Consider the following 18,138-nt stretch of genomic DNA (forward strand, 5'->3'; position numbering starts at 1 on the left):
ACACTCTCAATTACCTCAAGCCAGTCCTCGAGGATCTTTGTTTGAGCGTGGTTCAGGGGAAAAAGTTATTTAACCTCAAAGGACGCAAACAGAACGATAATAAGTCCTCCTTTGCACCCTCTAAGTTCTTTGTGGTTCAGGTTTTCGTATTGCCGCGAACAACGCTTGGAAGAATTCTCCGGTAAAGCCGAAAAGAACGCTCGAACCAGGTGACTCGAATCTCAACGATGCAGGGTCCGCGCTACCCTATTCCGGCAGCGACTTGAAACCCACATACCATACCAGAACCGCGACAAGCTGCCACGAAACAAAAAGTATTCCCCACAACGCAAGTATTCCCCCAACTCGCTCAAAGATGTCCGGTGACGGTAGGCCGAGTAACAGCAACAATAGATCGTTGGCGGCCGCCGATATGAGCAGGATAATGGACAGGTAAAAACCAATGCGAGATTGGCGGTACGCCCACGCCACACCAAGCAGGGGAACTTGGATCAGGGGGAGAATTGATGCCCCCGCGCCACCACCCCAACCGTGGCCAGCCCCGGTCAATCCAGCCCCCATCAGACCCAGGACACAGCTATACGTGAAGCCAACCACGGCTAGTATCAGGGCGCGGGGCCAGATGGCTCCCGGCCAGACTTTGTATTCATCGGGATTGTAGGCTGCGTTTTTTGCCGGGGAATCTAATTCGGGGGCCTCATCATTCGCAGGATTCATATTATCGCGTGCCTTCATAAAGTATGGTGGGGGCCTTTTGTCGCTTATCAAATGATAGTTGAAATTGCTCCGGCAATTCGAGCATTCGAGTTGGTACCGCATTCGAAAACATCCTCACCCCTGCGTTATCCTGTTGCCCGGCACGATACCGCGTCACCAGGCGGCTCGAGTTACCCTGAGCACCGTACCCCGTCGCTTAACGTGACCAGGAAAATCCGCATGCAGAAGATCGCTCGCCCCCGTATGGACCGCCGCCAATTTTTTGCTTACGCCGCCCTGGCCTCGGCGGGGCTTGTAACCGTTTCGGCCCGCGCCGATGCCCGGTCGAATATGCTCATCATCCCCACCGACCAGTAGTGGGCGGGGGACTCGTCGGGCAGCAGGGCGGCGTGTACAGTTCACATTTGTAGGCATGGTGGAGAATCGGCTACTCTAAAACCGCACGGGCGAGCGGCTCGCCCGGAGTATGACCGCTTCAACCAACAAAAGGGGTATTCCCATGGCTGACAAAGAACTCGAAAAGGAAATGAAGGCGCTCGCGAAGGAGATTATGGACTACACGAATAAGAAGCTTGCCCAGATGGAAAAGAATCTGGTTGCCTATATCGACAAGAAGGCCGATGGCAAGTAAGGGACGCGTCGATCCATCGTTGCTCACGACGGCTTCACGTTGGCGTCGCGCCATGCGTGCAGGCGGAGGCCGCTGTCCCGAAATCTAGATCGAAAGGCATTGTGATGGCCAACAAAGAACTGGAAAAAGAGCTCAAAGAATTGTTTAAAGAGATCATGGATATGGTCAACACCAAGTCCGCCACGTTAGAGAAGAGTATCGTCAAGTACGCAGACAAAAAGCTCGGCAAATAGGAAACGCTGGGCGCACAGCCCACAGATCCGTACTTTTCGGCAACGGACTCACGCGCGCCTCCCCCTGGGCGAAGTATGCTTTTCGTGTCCGGCTGTCGGACGTGTCCCCGGAAGTTTGTTTCATGCTGGCGGCAAACGAAGATTTCCCAGTTCCGGCGGGCGAGGCCCTCTTTCCTTGCCGGGCCCAATTCTTGATTCCCAGTGCCATTTCTGGCAAAGTATGGCGGTTTTCCCGCCGTGACTGGCGAGCTATACGTGGGCCCAACCACGGTGAAGCGGCGGGTCCTTTCCCAATGCCGTTCGCCTGGGCGCCCTGAACATTTGCTGATTTGATCCCTTTTTTTACCGTGGGATGGCAATCAGGCGGCCCCCCTGCCGCCCGTGCGCCCTCCCGGAGGCCGTGACCCATGCAACAGACGCCCCTGCACGACAGCTACGCCCAGTATGGCGCGAAGGTCGTGGATTTCCACGGCTGGGCGCTCCCGGTCCAATTTGCGGGCATCATCGAAGAACACCTCCACACCCGCTCGAAAGCCGGGCTTTTCGACTGTTCCCACATGGGCGAATTCGTCTTGAAGGGGGCTGAGGCGATCGCCGCCTTCGACCGCTTTGTGTTCAGCGATATGATCAACCTCCGCCTCGGTCTCTGCCGCTACAGCGCGATTTTGAACGAACAAGGCGGTGTAATCGACGACTGCGTGGGCCTGAAACTGGCCGATGACGAACTTTACCTCGTGACCAATGCCGGCCCCCTCGATGAGGTCCACGCCCTTATCGGTTCCATTCCGGGCGTGGAAAACGTGAGCGACGCTACGGCGAAAATCGACATTCAGGGCCCCCTGGCGCGGGATATCATGCTCGCGAGCGGCTTTGAGGCCGTCGGCCCCCTGAAATACTGGAACGGCGCCCGCATGACCTGGGAAGGCCAGGAGATCGTGGTCACCCGTGCGGGCTACACCGGCGAAGTGGGCTATGAGATCTTCGTACCCAATGCCCTGGCCGTGCCGCTCTGGGAGCGCCTGGCCGCCCACCCCGACGTGGCCTGCTGCGGCCTGGGCGCGCGCGACACCCTGCGCACCGAGGTGGGCTACCCCCTCAATGGCGAAGATCTGGCTCCGGACAAGTCCCCCCTGGAGTCCGGCATGGACCGTATGGTCAAGTGGGACAAAGACTTCGTGGGCAAGGCCGCCCTGGAAGCCCAGCGGGACAAGGGCGATCACACGGTGCTGACCGCCATCAAATCAATGGACCGCCGCGCCCCGCGTCATGGCTTCGAGATCAAGCACAACGGCGAAGTCGTCGGCAAGGTCACCAGCGGCACCTTCGGCCCCAGTGTGGGTGTCGGCGTGGGCCTCGCGGATCTCCCGAAGTCCCTGTCGGAGCCCGGAATCGCCCTGACGGCGGGCCCGCGCGACCTGCCCATTGAGACGGCCCCCCTGCCGATTTACGCCGCGGGAACGTGCCGGAAAGTATTTTAAGAGCGAACCATGAAAAATGCGCTTGCCAAGGGGGAATAGCGCCATGGTAGTATCCAAGCACCGAATGCATTCAACGGCCCCGGTCGGGTTCTCGCACCCGGCCCTGCCTGAAATATCGTCGAAAAGCGGAGAATGAATGACCATGAACCCAGAAAACCTCAGGTACACCGAAGAGCACGAATGGATTGCCGAACTGAACGGCCAGTATGTGGTCGGCATCACGGACTTTGCCCAGTCCCAGTTGGGCGACATCACCTATGTGGAACTCCCTGAGGTCGGGCGGGTTATCGAGGCCAGCGAAGAAGCCGCCGTGGTGGAATCCGTCAAGGCCGCGAGCGATATCTATGCGCCCGTGTCCGGTCGGATTTCCGAGGTAAACGACGCTCTGGAATCCCGCCCCGAGCTGGTCAACAAAGACCCCTACGGCGAAGGCTGGTTCTTCAAGCTCAACGAAGTCGATATCATCGAGTTCGACGCGCTGATGGATATCTCCGCCTACCGGACCTACGTGGAATCCTGCTCCTGATAAAGCGGGACTTTCTCCCCGAGTACCTTCCCATCCCTATTGTTCACGGCACAGGCGCGCTGCGGCGCCTGACCGTATCACCCACCCGCCGTCCTGCTGGACGGCTGCGGCCCGCTCCCCTGGACCGGCCCGCGCAGGAGCTTGTAATTTCATGAGTTGGATCCCCGCAACCGAAGCCGACCAGCGGGAAATGCTGGCGGCCATCGGGGTTGATTCCGTCGAGGCGCTCTTTGGCAGCATTCCCGCAGCCCTGCGCATGAAGTCCTGGGATATCCCCGCGGGCATGTCGGAAATGGCGGTGCGCAATCACGTCGCGTCGCTGGCCGGTCAAAACCGCGTGGACCACACCTCCTTTCTCGGCGGTGGCTACTATGACCACTATATCCCGGCGGCGGTGGATGCCCTTTCGGGCCGTAGCGAGTTCTACACAGCCTACACGCCCTACCAGCCTGAAACTTCTCAGGGGACGCTCCAGAGCATCTATGAGTACCAATCGGCCATGTGTCGCCTGACGGGTATGGAATTCGCCAACGCGTCGTTGTACGACGGCGGCACGGCGGTATTCGAAGCGGCGACGATGTCGGTCCGCATCGCTCGGAAAAACAAGATCGTGGTTCATCCCTCGTTGAACCCGGTCTACCGGAAAATGCTTGAAACCCACGCCGCCAATCTGGAACTCGACATCGTCACCGGCGACGACCCGACGGACGCCGCCTGTGTGATCGTGCAGAATCCCAGCTTCCTCGGCACCGTGGCGGATTTCACCGATCTGGCGGCAAAATGCCACGCCGCCGGTGCGTTGCTCGTGGTTTCTTTCTACCCGGTTTCTCTGGGCCTGCTGAAGACACCGGGCGAGATGGGCGCGGATATCGCCATCGCCGAAGGCCAGTCCCTCGGCTTGCCCCTCGGTTTCGGCGGCCCCTACCTCGGCATCATGGCGACGCGCAAGGATCACGTGCGCAAGATGCCCGGACGTATTGCGGGCGAGACCCAGGATAAGGACGGACGGCGCGGTTTCGTGCTCACCTTGCAGGCGCGCGAACAGCACATCCGCCGCACCAAGGCCATGTCCAACATTTGCTCGAACCAGGCCCTGTGTGCGCTCCGCGCCCTGATTCACCTCTCCCTCTGGGGCAAAGAAGGCTTCAAAGACGTGGCCATCGCGTGTCATTCCAAGGCGGAGTACCTGAAGAAGCAGCTTGGCTTCGCCACGATTCTCAACGAGGGCCCGACCTTCAACGAGTTCGCCGTACGCCTTCCGAAGAGCGCCCGCACGGTTGCCGCTGCGATGCTCGACGCCGGTTTTGTCGCCGGTCTGCCTCTGGCCGATGTAGGCGCGGGTGAAGAGAACGACCTGCTCATCGCGGTCACCGAAAAGCGCACGAAAGAAGAAATAGACGCCTTCGCCAAGGCGCTGGAGACCGCGTCATGCAGTTGATTTACGAAAAGTCCAAGCCCGGTCGCCGCGCCATCACGCTGGACGCGCTGGACGTGCCCCAGAGCAGTCTTCCCGCCGATCTCTGCCGCAAGGAAGACGCCGCACTCCCGGAAATGGCCGAAATCGATGTGGTGCGTCACTTCACCCACCTGTCCCAGCGCAACGTGGGCATCGACGACACCTTTTACCCGCTCGGCTCGTGCACGATGAAGTACAACCCGAAGATTGCCGAAGTGGCGGCTGCCGAACCGGGCATGGCGCGTCTCCACCCCCACTTTTCGTCTAGCTCGGTCTATGAAGGCAACGTCCAGGGCGCCTATGCGCTGATCTATGAGCTGGAGCGCCAGCTCGCGGAAGTCGCGGGCATGAAGGCCGCCAGCCTCCAGCCCATCGCGGGGGCCCACGGCGAATTGACCGGCACGCTGCTCATGGCGGCCTATCACAAGGACAAGGGCAACGCCCACAAAGACACGATCATCATCCCCGACAACGCCCACGGCACCAATCCCGCCAGCGCGGTGATGGCGGGTTTCAAAGTCGTTGAAATCCCGTCGGACGTGGACGGCACGATCCACTTGGACACCTTTGAAAAGGCCCTTACGGACAACGTGGCCGGCATCATGATGACCTGCCCGAATACCCACGGCCTCTTTGAGAAAGATGTAGCCAGGATCGCGGCCCTCGCCCACTCGAAGGACGCCCTGCTCTACTACGACGGCGCAAACCTGAACGCAATCGTGGGCCAGTGTCGCCCTGGCGATCTCGGCTTCGACGTAATGCACTACAATCTGCACAAGACCTTCGCCACACCCCATGGCATGGGCGGACCCGGCTGCGGACCCGTGGGCGTGGGTGAGCGCCTCCTGCCCTACCTCCCCGGACCTCGGGTCGTGAAGGCGGAGGGGGGCTTCACGCTGGCCGCGCCGGAAAAGAGTATCGGACGCGTGGCCGCCTTCTTTGGCAACTTCCTTATCGCCGTGCGCGCCTATGCCTACCTGCGCCACTACGGCGATGCGGGCCTCAAGGAAGTCAGCCGCAACGCCGTGCTCAATGCCAACTACATCTACGCGAAGCTGAAGCACGCCTACAAGCCCGCCTTCCCCGGCAATTTCATGCACGAGTGCATCTTCAGCGCCACGCCCCAGGCCGATTTGGGCGTTCACGCCATCGACATCGCGAAAGCCCTCCTCGACATGGGCTACCACGCGCCCACGATTTATTTCCCGCTTACGGTCAAAGAGTGCATCATGATCGAGCCCACGGAAACAGAGTCGAAGGAAACGCTGGACGCCTTCTGCGACGCCATGCTGCTGATCGCGGAAAAGGCCAAGAGCGATCCCGAAAGCCTGAACGCCGCCCCGGTGACGACGCCCGTGGGTCGCCTGGACGAGGTAAAGGCCGCAAAAGACCTGAACTGCGCGTGTTTGTAAGAAGAAGATTGGACGGATAGGACCGATAGGACCGATTTTATCGCCCCCATCAGTCCTATCCGTCGTATCGGTCCTGGAAGTCCCGCCCATGCGCCTGATCCACTACAGCCACCCCGACCCCGCAACGAACCTTGCGCTCGAAGAGGTGCTGCTGGACGAAGTTGAGCAGGGGCGCCAGCCCGACACGCTGCGCTTCTGGGAGAGCCCCGTCCCTTTCGTGGTATTGGGAACGGCCCAGGTGCTCGCGGAGGAGGTCAACGAGCCCCACTGCGTGGCCGATGGCGTGCCCATCATGCGGCGCTGTACGGCGGGCGGCTGCGTGCTCCAGGGGCCCGGCTCCTTCAACTACGCGTTATTCCTGACCTACGAGTCCTTTCCCGAGGTGGCCTCCCTCCACGCCTCCTACCGCTTCATCCTGGGCAAGGTCTGCGCCGCCCTGGCCACGCTGGGCATCGAAGCATCCCACCAGGGCATTTCCGATATCGCCATCGGCGGCTTGAAGGTTTCGGGCAACGCCCAGCGTCGTCGTCGCCGCGCCCTGCTCCACCACGGCACCCTCCTCTACCGTGCCGATGCCGCCGCCATCAGCCGCTACATCCGCGAACCCGCCGATCGCCCCGACTACCGGGGCGCCCGGCGTCATGACGAATTCGTGACGTCGCTGCCCACCCAGCCGGAGCCCCTGGCACGGGCCTTGAGCGCGACCTGCGGCCCCGTGGAGACTTCCACCCTCACACCGGATGAAATGAGTCGAGGGGAAGCCCTGGCACGGGAAAAATACGGCCAAGTTCATTGGATCCGGCGTCGCTAATCGGGCTTTTCCCGCAGGATTGCCCAGGAAGTTTCAGGACCGCTCAGAATTCGTCTTTATCGCATTTGATTGACGGATTGCCCCCCCCTTTGCTACCATCCCTATGTGGCAAAATCTGCATACAGTCCAGCAAAACGATTCGCCGCCGCCCTCATTGTCGGGGCGGTTCTTGGCGCCGTTTCCGGGACCGTGATCAAGAGCACGACCGCCCTGCGGGAAGCCCCATCGACACCGCCCGGCGACACCGAAAATCCTGAAACGGGGGGCGCCCCGGCGGCTCCCGAATCGGTCGAGAGCGGGGCGGCCTGGCAGTATGCACTGGCCTGCCGCGAAGGAAACTGGGCGAAGGTGGTGGAGTTGACCTACTGGATGAAAGATCGCCTGAACTTTGTGCTCGAAACCGACGGCGCCGGCGCGGTGCCCGCCGAGAAAGACCGGCTCATGGATGAGTTGGGATTGCGCACGGTCGCGGACAATCGCCTGGTGGACGAGGGCGTGGAAGATCAGTACGTATTCTCGCCGGGCTCCGAGATCGCCTATGAATCGGTGGATTCGGGGCGGGACGATCTGGATGGGCCCGTGGCGCGCCGCACCTGGCTTAAGGTGACTTACCCCGCGCGGGAGAAGGCGCTGCTGGACAAGGACGGCCTGCCCATCCGTTCGCTGCGGGTGGGAATTAACGTGTCCACCGATGGGCACGTCCTTAAAGGGAACGTTATTGGCAATCTGGACATTGATTGGGAGTCCATCATGTACGATTGGCCGCTACGATAAGGAAAACTGCCATGCCCCTAGCAAGCTGTGGACGATGCGGAAAAATGTTCAATAAGGTCACGGCCAACGTGTGCTCCGCCTGTGTGGAGGCCGAGGAACTGGACTACGAGAAGATCCGCGATGTCATCGCCCAGAACGAGAACATGAACGCCGAACAGGTCGCCGAAGCCGCGGAGGTGGACGTAGCCGTGGTGCGCCGCATCATCGGCGAAGGCCGCGTCGCCATGGTCAGCCTGGGCGAAGTGCCCAAGTGCGGCAAGTGTGGCGCGCCCGCCATCAGTATCACCAAGAAGCTCTGCCAGGCCTGCCTGGAGCGCCTGAATGCGGAAGTGTCCAAGGCCCAGTCCCAGATCAAGCTCGACAAGAAAAAAGAGGTCCAGATCGGCGCATACGACAACAGCGCGCGCAAGGCCTTCGAGGCCAAGCGCAAGTAGCCTGCGTTGCGCATGGCGACGCCGTCATGCTCCGGTTGTGAGCCTGTTGGAAGGTAGCATAGCATGACAAATAGAGATAAGGTTGGCGCGGCTGTTATGATTGGGCTGTTCGCGATTTTTTTCGCGGTACTCTACTGGACCATCAAGCCGCCCGCGAGCAGCCCCGGTAGCTTCAAGAACAATGTCATTATCGAGCAGCGCGTCAAGAATCTGAATAAATAGCCGGTAACCTCCCCAAATGCCCCTGAAACCCTACGCCATAGCCGGGCGATTTATCGCGCTGGCCCTGTTTTCCTGCCTGCTTTGCGCCCGAATGGCCTGGGGCGATGAGCAGAAGATCGACGTGACCCGAAACGGCGTCACGACCACGCTCGTGCTCCCGGAGTATACGAGCCAGGGCGTTCCCTATGCCTCGCTCGCCGATCTGGCGCGGCAATTGGGCGGCACGACGGAGGTGGACGCGGCCCGCGCAGCCATGCAACTGGGCGAGACCCGGGCGGAAGTGGGTCTGAACGACGTGGCCGTCCAGCGCGGTGGCGAGTCCTTTTCCCTCATTCATCCCGTCCTTCCCTATCAAAACGACGCCCTCATCGCCATGTCCGATGTGGTCCGTTTCCTTCGGGAAGGTTACGGCATGGGTACGCCCGAGAATCCGCCCGCGACTTCGGCCCTCGCCATGCCCGCCGAGGAAGCGCCCCTCGATTCGGTGGCCCCCGAAGCCCCCTCGACATCCCCCCTGCCCGAATCCGAACTCATGGAGGCGGCGGACCTGGAATCCATCGCCCCCGCGTCCGACACCCTGGAAGACGCCCCCCTGGAGTCGGTGGCGCCCGTCGCCGCCGCGCCCGAGCCCATGCCCAGCGGGATTGCCGTCGTGGCGATTGATCCGGGCCACGGCGGTGAAGACACGGGCGTCGTCGGCGCCACGGGGTTGACCGAGAAGGATGTGTGCCTCGCCATCGCTTCCGGCGTCAGCCGCATCCTGGTTGAAAAATATGGCCTCGCCACCGTGCTCACCCGGGAGGGCGACGAGGTGCGCACCGCACAGAATCGCGCCGACACGCTGGGCAGCCGCCGAGCGGGACTGGTCGTGAGTATCCATGTCGGCGCGAGCTACGCGGCGGAGGCGGTGGGACCGGCGCTGTTCGCACACTCGGCGGCGGGCGCGTCCCGAGCCTCCCTCGGTGTGGCCCGCACCCTTTCCGAAACCGTCGCGGGCGTCTCCGCCCCTTCTACCCCGATCGTCCATGAGGCGGCGCTGGGCCTCCTTCGCGGAAGCACCATTCCCGGCGTGCTGGTGGAGGTCGGCAACCTGGCGAATCCGATTGAGGAAGCCCGCCTGGCCGACCCCCAATACCAGGAACAACTGGCGGCGGCCCTGGCCGCCGGCATCAACCAGGCCCTTGGACGGCCCGAACCCGGGGGAGCCGCGCAATGAGCCGGAACTTTCGCATGACCGTCATTCAGAAATTCGTCCTCTCGATTTGGGCGATAGGCACGTTGATATTGCTCTTCGTGGTTGTATTGCTGGTGCGGGAAATTGCCGCGAACGGCCGCGACCCCATCGGGGCCTTCCAACTGGCCGAAGAACCCCAGGCCGAGCGGGCCCCCGCCGCGCGGACAACCTCCGTGGGAACACGCGAGGTGAGCCTTTATTTTTCGTCGCCGGATGGGCGCAGCCTCACCACGGAAAAACGGGTGCTGGCTTTTTCAAACGCCACGGTGGAGAACTGCAAGGCCGTGCTGGACGCCCTCATTGAGGGACCCCAGACCGGCGGAAGCCCGATCCTCCCGAAGACGGTCAAGGTCAAGTCCCTCTTTCTGCTCGAAGGGGGCGAACTGGTCATCAATTTCTCCCGCGAACTCCAGTCCGAGCATGCGCGATTCAGCAGCGCCGCCCTGGAAAGTCTGATGGTCCAGGGAATAGTTCAGTCCGTGGCGCAGGCCGCGGTACACGAAGGAGAAGGGCCCCGGGTCAGCCGGGTCCGCTTCCTGATCGAGGATGCCCCGCCCACCGAGGCCTTTCCCGCCCACATTGATTTGGACGAGCCCGTGGCGCCCGACGCGCGCTGGCTCACCGCCCAGAATTGAGTGCAAACCATGGTTGAACATCAGGCGGCTGTGGGGGTTTTCGATTCCGGCGTGGGCGGACTTACCGTGGTGCGGCAGATTGAAGCGCGTCTGCCCCGGGAGTCTATTTTCTACCTTGGCGACACCGCGCGGGTGCCCTATGGCACCAAGTCACCCGATACGGTGGTGCGCTATGCCCGTTCCTGCGCCCACATACTGGTGTCGCGCGAGATCAAACTGCTTGTCGTGGCCTGCAATACCGCCTCGGCCTTCGCCCTGGATGTGCTGCGCGAGGACCTCGACATCCCCGTTCTCGGCGTCATCGAGCCCGGCGCGCTCGCGGCGGTCCGCGCCACGCGGAACGGCCGTATCGGCGTAATCGGTACCGCGGGCACGGTGCGCAGCGGTCGCTATGCCGAAACCATCCACGCACTGGATGGGGACCTCGTTGTCGTCAGTCAACCCTGCCCCCTCTTCGTGCCCCTCGCCGAGGAAGGCTGGACCCATGGCGACATTCCCCTTTCCATCGCCCGCGCCTACCTGGAGCCACTCTTGCAGCAGGGGATCGACACCCTCGTCCTCGGATGTACCCACTATCCCCTCTTGAAGGACGTCATCGCCCAGGCCGCGGGGGACGGAATCACGCTCGTGGACAGCGCGGATGAAACCGCCGCCGTCGTCCAGCACACCCTCGACGGAATGGGACGGCTCGGGACCACGCCCCTCATTCCCCAATTCCGATACTTTGTTACCGACGCGCCGGAGATGTTCATGCTGGTTGGGCAGCGATTCCTGGGCCACGCGCTCCAGGAAACCGAATGGGTGGATTTCTGATGGCCGCGAAATCCACACCTTCGTTCATGTACTACATCGTCTCGGTGCTCGCCCTGTCCTCACTGCTGGCAATCACCGGACTCCTTGCCGTGAACTTCTGGCTCTCGCGGCCCGTCAACCTGGAGGGAGAGACCGACCGGCTGGCCGATGTGCTGGAGGACGCCCTCCAGGATAATTTCGTGCCCAGCAGGAATATTGCCCGTGACGCGGCCCTGCCGGAGTTTCTGGAGCGCGACGGGACGGAAACCCACTGGAGCTTTCACAGCTTCAATGTCACCTTGCCGCCCCACGTAAAGAGTGAAACGCTGCGGGACGAGTTGCGCAAGAAGATGAGCGAGTACTTCGTGAAACTTGTCGAGGAGGAGAAGCAGGAGGTGACGGATTACGAACGCTTCTCGCTCTATTTCGACAATTTCGCCTTCGCAACGGTCACGCTGATTCCCGAGAAGCCGAACACCGCGAGCTCTTACCGCAGCGACCTGCGCAACAGCAGCCAGCAACTGGCCGATCTGGTGGAGGGCGAGCTGGCGAGCTTGAGCCTGAATCCGCCCCACACCCGCGCGGACGCCATGGAGCAGCAGGACCTGAACTCCCAGTGGCTCTACACCTATTTCAACGCCCAACTCCCCCCTGGAATGACCCTGGGCGAGCTCAAGGAGCGCCTGGAGTCGCGCATGACCCTGCCCGACGTGCTCTTCAGCACGGACGTGCCGCGCGACCCGCCGGTCAACCTGCTGCTCAGTATCGGCGGCAAACCCTGTGTCGGAATCGCCTGTACCCTGGTCCCCGCCCCGGAGAAGCCCGCGGCCCCCGAGTCCGTCTCGCTGGAGGGCGTGCTGGACGACGGTATAACCGGCAGTGAGCCGGACGAGTCGCTGGATGAGCCCTCGGGCACACCCGATATGGTGGTCAGCCCTGTGGTAGTCCCGCCCGCACCGGCACCCGCCACAACACCCCCGCCGGAGACGCCCGCGCCGGTGCCGCCGACCAAAGAGGCCCCCGCGCCAAAAGCTGTCGCGCCTGTAGCGTCTCCCGAGCCCCAGCCCAGCGCGTCCCTGTTGCCCGGCGCGTCGGTCCGGCTGGCGATCCTCATCGATGATGGAGGGAACAACCGGTCCCATGGCGACCGCATACTGGCGCTGGACAATCGGCTGACGCTGGCCATTCTGCCGAACACGCCCTTCGCGGCGGAGATCGCGGAAGAAGGGGCCCAGAAGGGCTTCGAGATCATGCTCCACATGCCCATGGAAACGGACAGCCCGACGGTCCAGTCCGTTCCCGGCACGGTGTTTACCCGGATGGAAAAGGAAGAGATCCAGAAACTGACCAATGCCGCGATCGACCAGATCCCTCACGTGGTGGGCATCAACAATCACACCGGTTCCAAGTTCACTTCGGACCGGGAAAAAATGGGCTACGTGCTGGAAGTCCTGCAAAGTCGAGGACTATATTTCATCGACAGCGTTACCATCCATACGACCGTGGCCTTTGACGTCGCCCGGGAAATGGGCGTGCCCTCGGGAAGGCGCGATGTTTTTCTGGACGATTCAACCGACCTGGCCAGTGTGCGCCGACAATTTGCCATCCTGCTGGAGACAGCCCAGGAAGAGGGGACGGCCATCGGCATCGGCCATTTTCAATGTCCCGCCACCGCAAAAGTACTGGCGGAGGAAATACCCAAACTTGCGGAAGCCGGCATCGAGCTGGTCCACGCTTCGGAACTGATGCAATGAGTGTTATCCTCGGAATCGAATCCTCCTGCGACGAGACGGGCATCGCCATCGTGCGGGACGGCCGGGAAGTCCTGGCCAACGTAATTGCCTCCCAAATCGACATCCACAAAGTCTTCGGTGGCGTCGTGCCCGAAATCGCTTCGCGCCAGCACACCAAAGTCATTTCTCAGTTGGTGAAACAGGTGATGGACGAGGCCGGGGTCCCGATTGATGCCATCGCGGCGACTCAGGGCCCCGGCCTGATGGGCTCGCTGCTGGTCGGCCTGAGCTTTGCCAAGGCGCTGGCTTATAGCTGGAAGCTGCCCTTCATTCCCGTGCACCATATCGAAGGCCACCTCTTCTCGGCCTTCCTGGGCGAGAAGGCGCCGGAGTTTCCCTTTCTGGCCCTGGTGGTCAGCGGCGGGCACACCCAGATCATCCAGTGCGACCGCCCCCACCACTATCGCATCCTCGGCACGACGCGCGACGACGCCGTGGGCGAATCCTTCGACAAGGTGGCGCGCCTCCTCGACCTGCCCTACCCCGGCGGGCCCAGCATTCAGAAAGCCGCCGCCCAGGGCGACCCGACCGCGTACGATTTCCCCCGGGCCATGCGCAACAAGGCCGGGTTGGAATTCAGCTACAGCGGCCTCAAGACGGCGGTGCTCTACGCCATGCAGGACGGCGCGGCCAATGTCGCCGACATCGCGGCAAGCTTCCAGGCCGCGGCCATCGACATTCTACTGATTAAGGTGAAGCAGGCGATCCAGCAGACCAACGCCCAGCGCCTGGTCGTGGCGGGCGGTGTGGCGGCGAACCAGTTGCTCCGCGAACGGGTAACGGCGGAGCTGGGTATCGAAGTGTTCATGCCCCCCTTCAAGTACTGCATCGACAACGGCGCCATGATCGCCGCCGCCGGTGACAGCCTGTTCAAACACGGTAAATTCGGCGATTTCACCATGACCCCGAGCCCGAGCCTCGCACTGTAGTGCCTCCGCTACAATAAGAAGCGCGCCAGCACGGTCACGGGGACTGTACTGGCGCGATTTTGTTTCTTCATCCAGAAGGCTTAGAAATACACCACCGTCGACATGTAGATCGTGTGCTGCTCCACATCCGCGTCGGTACCGAAGAGCCCGAAGGTGTCGTCGCGTGCGTTGTCGCCGAATCGGTAGACGTACGCCAGGTCGAGGTTGATCCGGTCTTTCACCAGCACGCCCGCGCCAAGGGAGAAGCCAAAGAAATCGTTCGGATCGCCATCGCCCTTCTTACTCTTCCCGTTGACGCCCACGCCGTACCAGAGGTCCTTGCGGCCGCCGGAAGGCTCGGGATCATAGAAGAGACCGGCGCGCAAGCTGGGCAGGAAATCCTGCTTGGGCTTGGCGTCATTCACGAACACATATTCCGCGCCGAGGCGCACGGTGTAGGTGGGGTCGATCTCGCTGAGGTTCTTGTTCAGACCTGTGACGCCGGAAGTGCGGCGGAAGGCCCGGCGCGTGCTTTCGGGATCGAGCACTTCAAACTGATCCCAGTCGCGCCGCGTTATGTCGAAGGAGACGGTCAACTTGTCGTTTGGGAAGCGGTAGGCCGCGCCCAGACCGAAGGCGCTGGGAAAGGTGTACTCCTTCTTTCGCTTGTCGCCGCCGGTCCCGATGAGGGAGCCGCTGGCCAGGCGCACGCCCTGCTCGTAGTTCACATCCGCGCTCCACTTGGTGTGGTACACGGCACCCACGCTCCAGCGTTCGCTGGGCTTGTATAGCAGGCCGATGGTGAAGTTGTGTCCTTTGAAATCCGTGAAGTCCTCGTCGATCTGGGTCACACTGAAGGGAAGCGCGGAACTGTTGAAGAAGGTCCGCTGCCGGATGTTGTTCCGGGTCTTCCATTCGTTGTCCGGGAGGATGTCCTGGTCGTAGATGTTGGCCACGACCCCCATGGAGAGTTTGTCGGTGATTTCAAAACCGAAGGCGGGCGAGAGCGAACTCAGGCCGCCGCGCTGGCTGTAGTCGTATTTCGCGGCGAGGTTGACGATGCCGCCGGCCGCCGCACCCACGTCCGTGTAGCGGAAGTCGAGGTCGCGGTCGAAATCGTACTGCTTCAAGATATTGAGGCTCACCACCAGATTCCGGCCCGCGATGGTGCGGGGGATCGGGTAGACAAAGCTCCCGTAGTTGATCTCGTTGAAGTTGACCGTGTTCTCGAAGTTCAGTCCGCGGTGGGACGAGGAACTGAAGTCCTCCGTGTTGCTCTTGAAGCTGTACACGAGGGACAGTTCGGGCCGCTCCAACTGGGTCAGACCGCCGGGATTCCACGAGGCCGCCGTGGCGTCGTCCGCGATGGCGATGAACGCGCTGCCCATGCCGAGTGCGCGGGCGCCGCTGCCGACCACGTTGGGCGACGAGTTGATTTCCAACTGGGCCCAGGCCGCACACGGCGCCAGGCTCAACGCCAGGCTACATAGTAATTGCAGGCATGCCTTGTTCAATCGTGGCACCCTCCTCTCCGGTTTGAACCTGCTGCGCCTTGACGCCGCTGCCCAGGAAACTCAAGATGCGACCGCGACCGACCGGCACGAACTCGCCGGGCTCAAGCACTTCGCCCGTGGTTTCGTCTTTCCAGGGTTCTTCTTCCTTCACGAAGAGGAAATAGGCCCCTTCCTGAACCTCGTCTTCCTTGGTCCAGTTTACGAGCACATCGGTGCCGCGCACCGAGGTGACTTCGCCGGAAAGGCGCGGGTAGCGGGCGGACAACTGCTCGGAAAGGGCCTTGCAGGCCGCTTCGATCTTCGCGGTATCGTTCTTGTCGTCGATGAAGGAGTCGAGCGTGGCGATCAGGTCGGAAGTCTCCGCGTCGATCAGCCGCGCCTTGATTTCCAGGCCGGCCTGGTCGTGGGGGAAGACGTCGGCCACGAGGAACACGAAGGCGTTCGTCAGCTTGCCCAGCGCCAGCGCTTCATTTGGATCGGCCAGGGCCGCCGAAAGCTGCTGCTCGGTGAGCACGTCCTGCAGGCGCGTGCGATCCACCACGCGGAAGCGATCCGCCGCCAGAATCTGGGCTTCGGTCGTAAGGCGCAGGTTGTCGGTCACACCCGCGTCGAGATTGGCGCCTGCAAAGGCCAGCACCGCCACGGGCATGCGCGATTCCTTGGAGCTCAGCTCCACGGGGCGCACGTCCACGTCGAAGGTCTGGGTATATTTCTTTCCGCTCTCGTCGGTCGCTTCGATGTTCACCGCGACTTTGGATTCACCCTCGGCGCTGGTCTCGATGGGCAGGCGGCGGTTGAAGCTTTCCTTCGGCGCGCCCGTGAGTTCGTCGACCGGCGTGCCGTTGATGGAGAGCGAGGTCACTTTGGACTGGGTCACCACTTCGCCGGAAACGCGCAGGGTCCGGTTGTGGCGGTAGGGCTGATCGGGCTTGGGCGACTTGAGGCGAATCTCGCCACCTTCGGCGGGCGCGGGTTCGTCCACGGCGAAGGTTAAATCCAGCAGCGGCAAACCGGCGGCGCTGGCGTATTGCAGCAGTTCCGGGTGCTTCTGCTTCAGAAGCCACAGCTTGGCTTCGGCGGATTCCGGGTCACCCTGGAAAACCTTGATGGCGGAGCGGGTTTCGTTGCCCGCCACGTCGCGCGCCGCCAGGACGAAGGTGTTTTCACCGGCGGCCAGGGGAAGCTCGGAATTGAAGTCCACCTTCGGGGAGCCGGGGGCCTCCTTAACGACCTTCTGGTCGACCGCCACGGAAACCACGCCGTTCTTGTCGACGGTGGATCCCTCCAGAATAACGGTGCCGTGGTCGGTGACGGTAGGTTCGATAGGTGAGAAGACGCCGATGGTCGGTCCGGTCAGGTCAACCGTGACCTCCACTTCTTTCTTCACTTCCTTCTCGGAAAGGTCTTTCGCGGCAACTTCGATTTTGTGGGTGCCTTCGTCCAGCACCACTTCCTTCTTCGCCGCCAGGGTTTCTCCGGACTCCGTTGCGCCGCGCTGGTAGACCTTTTCGGCGTTTACAGTCACTTCCGAGACGCCGGTGTCGTCTTTCGTGTCCACTTCAAAGGTCAACTCGCGCGTCGAGATAACGGCGCCTTTTTCAGCGATGGGTGCGGGCGCGGGCTTCGCAGGTGCGGGGGCCGGAGCTTCGGGCTTGGCGGGTTCAGGCGATGCGGGGGCTTCGGGCTTGGCGGGTTCGGGGGCCGGTGCCGGCGCCGGCAACGCCGCCTGGGCAATCTGCGCGGGGGCAACCACCATGGCCAACTCGGGCTCGGTGCTGTCCGTTACCGCGCCCTTGGCGATCTTCTCGCGCCGTACCAGATCCAGATAGTAGTGGGCGCGTTCGGTGTCCACTTGATCCAGGGAGGTCTTCAGGGCGGCTTCAGCAGCCTCGAGGTTGCCCAGGTGGAATTCGACGATACCCAACTCGCGGTTGGGGAAATATTCCACGAAGTGCAGGCCGTAGGTGCGGGCGCGCCAACTGTCCTCCGAGCGGCCCTCCAGCGCCTTCTCCAGGTCAGCTTTCGCCTCGGCGTAGAACTTGCCCGCGAGGTAGGAACTGCCCCGCTCGGCATAGCCCCACCAGGTGCTGCGGAAATTGCCCTTCGTCGTGCCGTAGGTTTCGCCGTCTTCGCCTTGGCGGGCGCTCTGCTCCGCCGCGCAGCCGCCGAGGATCAATCCCACTACGAGGGTAGCCAGTAATTTCTTAGCCATGCATCATCCCACCTTCCCGAATAAGGTTAATCCTAGCATAAGCAGGAATCCTTGTAAACTAATTAACACCCTGCTGCGCTGCCTTACACCACGGATAGTGTACCGCACGAAGGTCCATTTCGGCGACATACAATTTAGTCTGGAGTCTGGAGTCTGGAGTCTGGAGTCTGGAGTCTGGAGTCTGGAGTCTGGAGTCTGGAGTCTGGAGTCTGGAGGGTGAACCCAGCAGGGTGTCAACTATCAACTTTCAACTATCAATTGTCAACTGTCAACTATCAACTATCAACCGCCCATTGTCAACTATTGACTTGCGCACCGTAACTGCCCCAAAATCAACATGGAGAAACCGTCTGCCA

General features: G+C 61.9%; 17 protein-coding genes. 14 read left to right on the forward strand and 3 right to left on the reverse strand.

The annotated features are described in order from the left end of the window. Positions 1-246: 246 nt before the first annotated feature. On the reverse strand, positions 247-819 hold the full coding sequence (locus JNK74_12085; protein MBL7646917.1) for a hypothetical protein: 573 nt from the start codon (positions 817-819) through the stop codon (positions 247-249). Positions 820-936: 117 nt separating this feature from the next. Here JNK74_12085 and JNK74_12090 point away from each other — a divergent pair, with 117 nt between their 5' ends. The 14 genes from JNK74_12090 (at position 937) to tsaD (ending at position 14,077) form a co-directional block, all read left to right on the forward strand. Beyond that, a complete protein-coding gene (locus JNK74_12090; GenBank protein ID MBL7646918.1) occupies positions 937-1,074 on the forward strand; it encodes a hypothetical protein in 138 nt (45 codons plus the stop codon). Between the two features lie 914 nt (positions 1,075-1,988). Continuing rightward, complete coding sequence (gene gcvT, locus JNK74_12095) at positions 1,989-3,059, forward strand: glycine cleavage system aminomethyltransferase GcvT (protein ID MBL7646919.1); 1,071 nt, start codon at positions 1,989-1,991, stop codon at positions 3,057-3,059. 142 nt (positions 3,060-3,201) lie between these two features. Further along, positions 3,202-3,585 carry a glycine cleavage system protein GcvH gene (gene gcvH, locus JNK74_12100; GenBank protein MBL7646920.1) on the forward strand — a complete coding sequence of 128 codons (384 nt, stop codon included), beginning with the start codon at positions 3,202-3,204 and terminating at the stop codon, positions 3,583-3,585. A 151-nt stretch (positions 3,586-3,736) separates the two neighbouring features. Next, entirely contained in the window at positions 3,737-5,023 is a 1,287-nt protein-coding gene (gene gcvPA / locus JNK74_12105) for an aminomethyl-transferring glycine dehydrogenase subunit GcvPA (protein MBL7646921.1), read from the forward strand. Continuing rightward, positions 5,014-6,453, forward strand: a complete 1,440-nt coding sequence (gene gcvPB / locus JNK74_12110; protein MBL7646922.1) for an aminomethyl-transferring glycine dehydrogenase subunit GcvPB — start codon at positions 5,014-5,016, stop codon at positions 6,451-6,453. Before gcvPA ends, gcvPB begins: the two co-directional genes overlap by 10 nt. A gap of 88 nt (positions 6,454-6,541) precedes the next feature. Then, positions 6,542-7,264 (forward strand): lipoate--protein ligase family protein, encoded by a 723-nt coding sequence (locus tag JNK74_12115; protein MBL7646923.1) that lies wholly within the window; start codon positions 6,542-6,544, stop codon positions 7,262-7,264. A gap of 189 nt (positions 7,265-7,453) precedes the next feature. Then, positions 7,454-8,038 (forward strand): hypothetical protein, encoded by a 585-nt coding sequence (locus JNK74_12120; protein MBL7646924.1) that lies wholly within the window; start codon positions 7,454-7,456, stop codon positions 8,036-8,038. An 11-nt stretch (positions 8,039-8,049) separates the two neighbouring features. Beyond that, positions 8,050-8,472, forward strand: a complete 423-nt coding sequence (locus JNK74_12125) for a hypothetical protein (protein ID MBL7646925.1) — start codon at positions 8,050-8,052, stop codon at positions 8,470-8,472. Positions 8,473-8,535: 63 nt separating this feature from the next. Continuing rightward, on the forward strand, positions 8,536-8,694 hold the full coding sequence (locus tag JNK74_12130; protein MBL7646926.1) for a hypothetical protein: 159 nt from the start codon (positions 8,536-8,538) through the stop codon (positions 8,692-8,694). A gap of 16 nt (positions 8,695-8,710) precedes the next feature. Next, on the forward strand, positions 8,711-9,910 hold the full coding sequence (locus JNK74_12135) for an N-acetylmuramoyl-L-alanine amidase (protein MBL7646927.1): 1,200 nt from the start codon (positions 8,711-8,713) through the stop codon (positions 9,908-9,910). Then, positions 9,907-10,563, forward strand: a complete 657-nt coding sequence (locus tag JNK74_12140; GenBank protein ID MBL7646928.1) for a GerMN domain-containing protein — start codon at positions 9,907-9,909, stop codon at positions 10,561-10,563. The genes JNK74_12135 and JNK74_12140 overlap by 4 nt, the downstream gene beginning before the upstream one ends. Before the next feature lie 9 nt (positions 10,564-10,572). Continuing rightward, the gene (locus JNK74_12145) at positions 10,573-11,376 is read left to right on the forward strand and encodes a glutamate racemase (protein ID MBL7646929.1); all 804 of its coding nucleotides are present in this window, start codon (positions 10,573-10,575) and stop codon (positions 11,374-11,376) included. Beyond that, a complete protein-coding gene (locus JNK74_12150; GenBank protein MBL7646930.1) occupies positions 11,361-13,109 on the forward strand; it encodes a divergent polysaccharide deacetylase family protein in 1,749 nt (582 codons plus the stop codon). The genes JNK74_12145 and JNK74_12150 overlap by 16 nt, the downstream gene beginning before the upstream one ends. Continuing rightward, on the forward strand, positions 13,106-14,077 hold the full coding sequence (tsaD, locus tag JNK74_12155; GenBank protein ID MBL7646931.1) for a tRNA (adenosine(37)-N6)-threonylcarbamoyltransferase complex transferase subunit TsaD: 972 nt from the start codon (positions 13,106-13,108) through the stop codon (positions 14,075-14,077). The genes JNK74_12150 and tsaD overlap by 4 nt, the downstream gene beginning before the upstream one ends. Before the next feature lie 80 nt (positions 14,078-14,157). Here the strand turns inward: tsaD and JNK74_12160 are convergent, their stop codons facing one another. After that, the gene (locus JNK74_12160; protein ID MBL7646932.1) at positions 14,158-15,570 is read right to left on the reverse strand and encodes an outer membrane protein transport protein; all 1,413 of its coding nucleotides are present in this window, start codon (positions 15,568-15,570) and stop codon (positions 14,158-14,160) included. After that, on the reverse strand, positions 15,539-17,782 hold the full coding sequence (locus JNK74_12165; protein MBL7646933.1) for a hypothetical protein: 2,244 nt from the start codon (positions 17,780-17,782) through the stop codon (positions 15,539-15,541). The genes JNK74_12160 and JNK74_12165 overlap by 32 nt, the downstream gene beginning before the upstream one ends. Positions 17,783-18,138 lie beyond the last annotated feature (356 nt).

Source organism: Candidatus Hydrogenedentota bacterium (assembly GCA_016791475.1).
In the GTDB taxonomy this organism is placed as follows: domain Bacteria; phylum Hydrogenedentota; class Hydrogenedentia; order Hydrogenedentales; family JAEUWI01; genus JAEUWI01.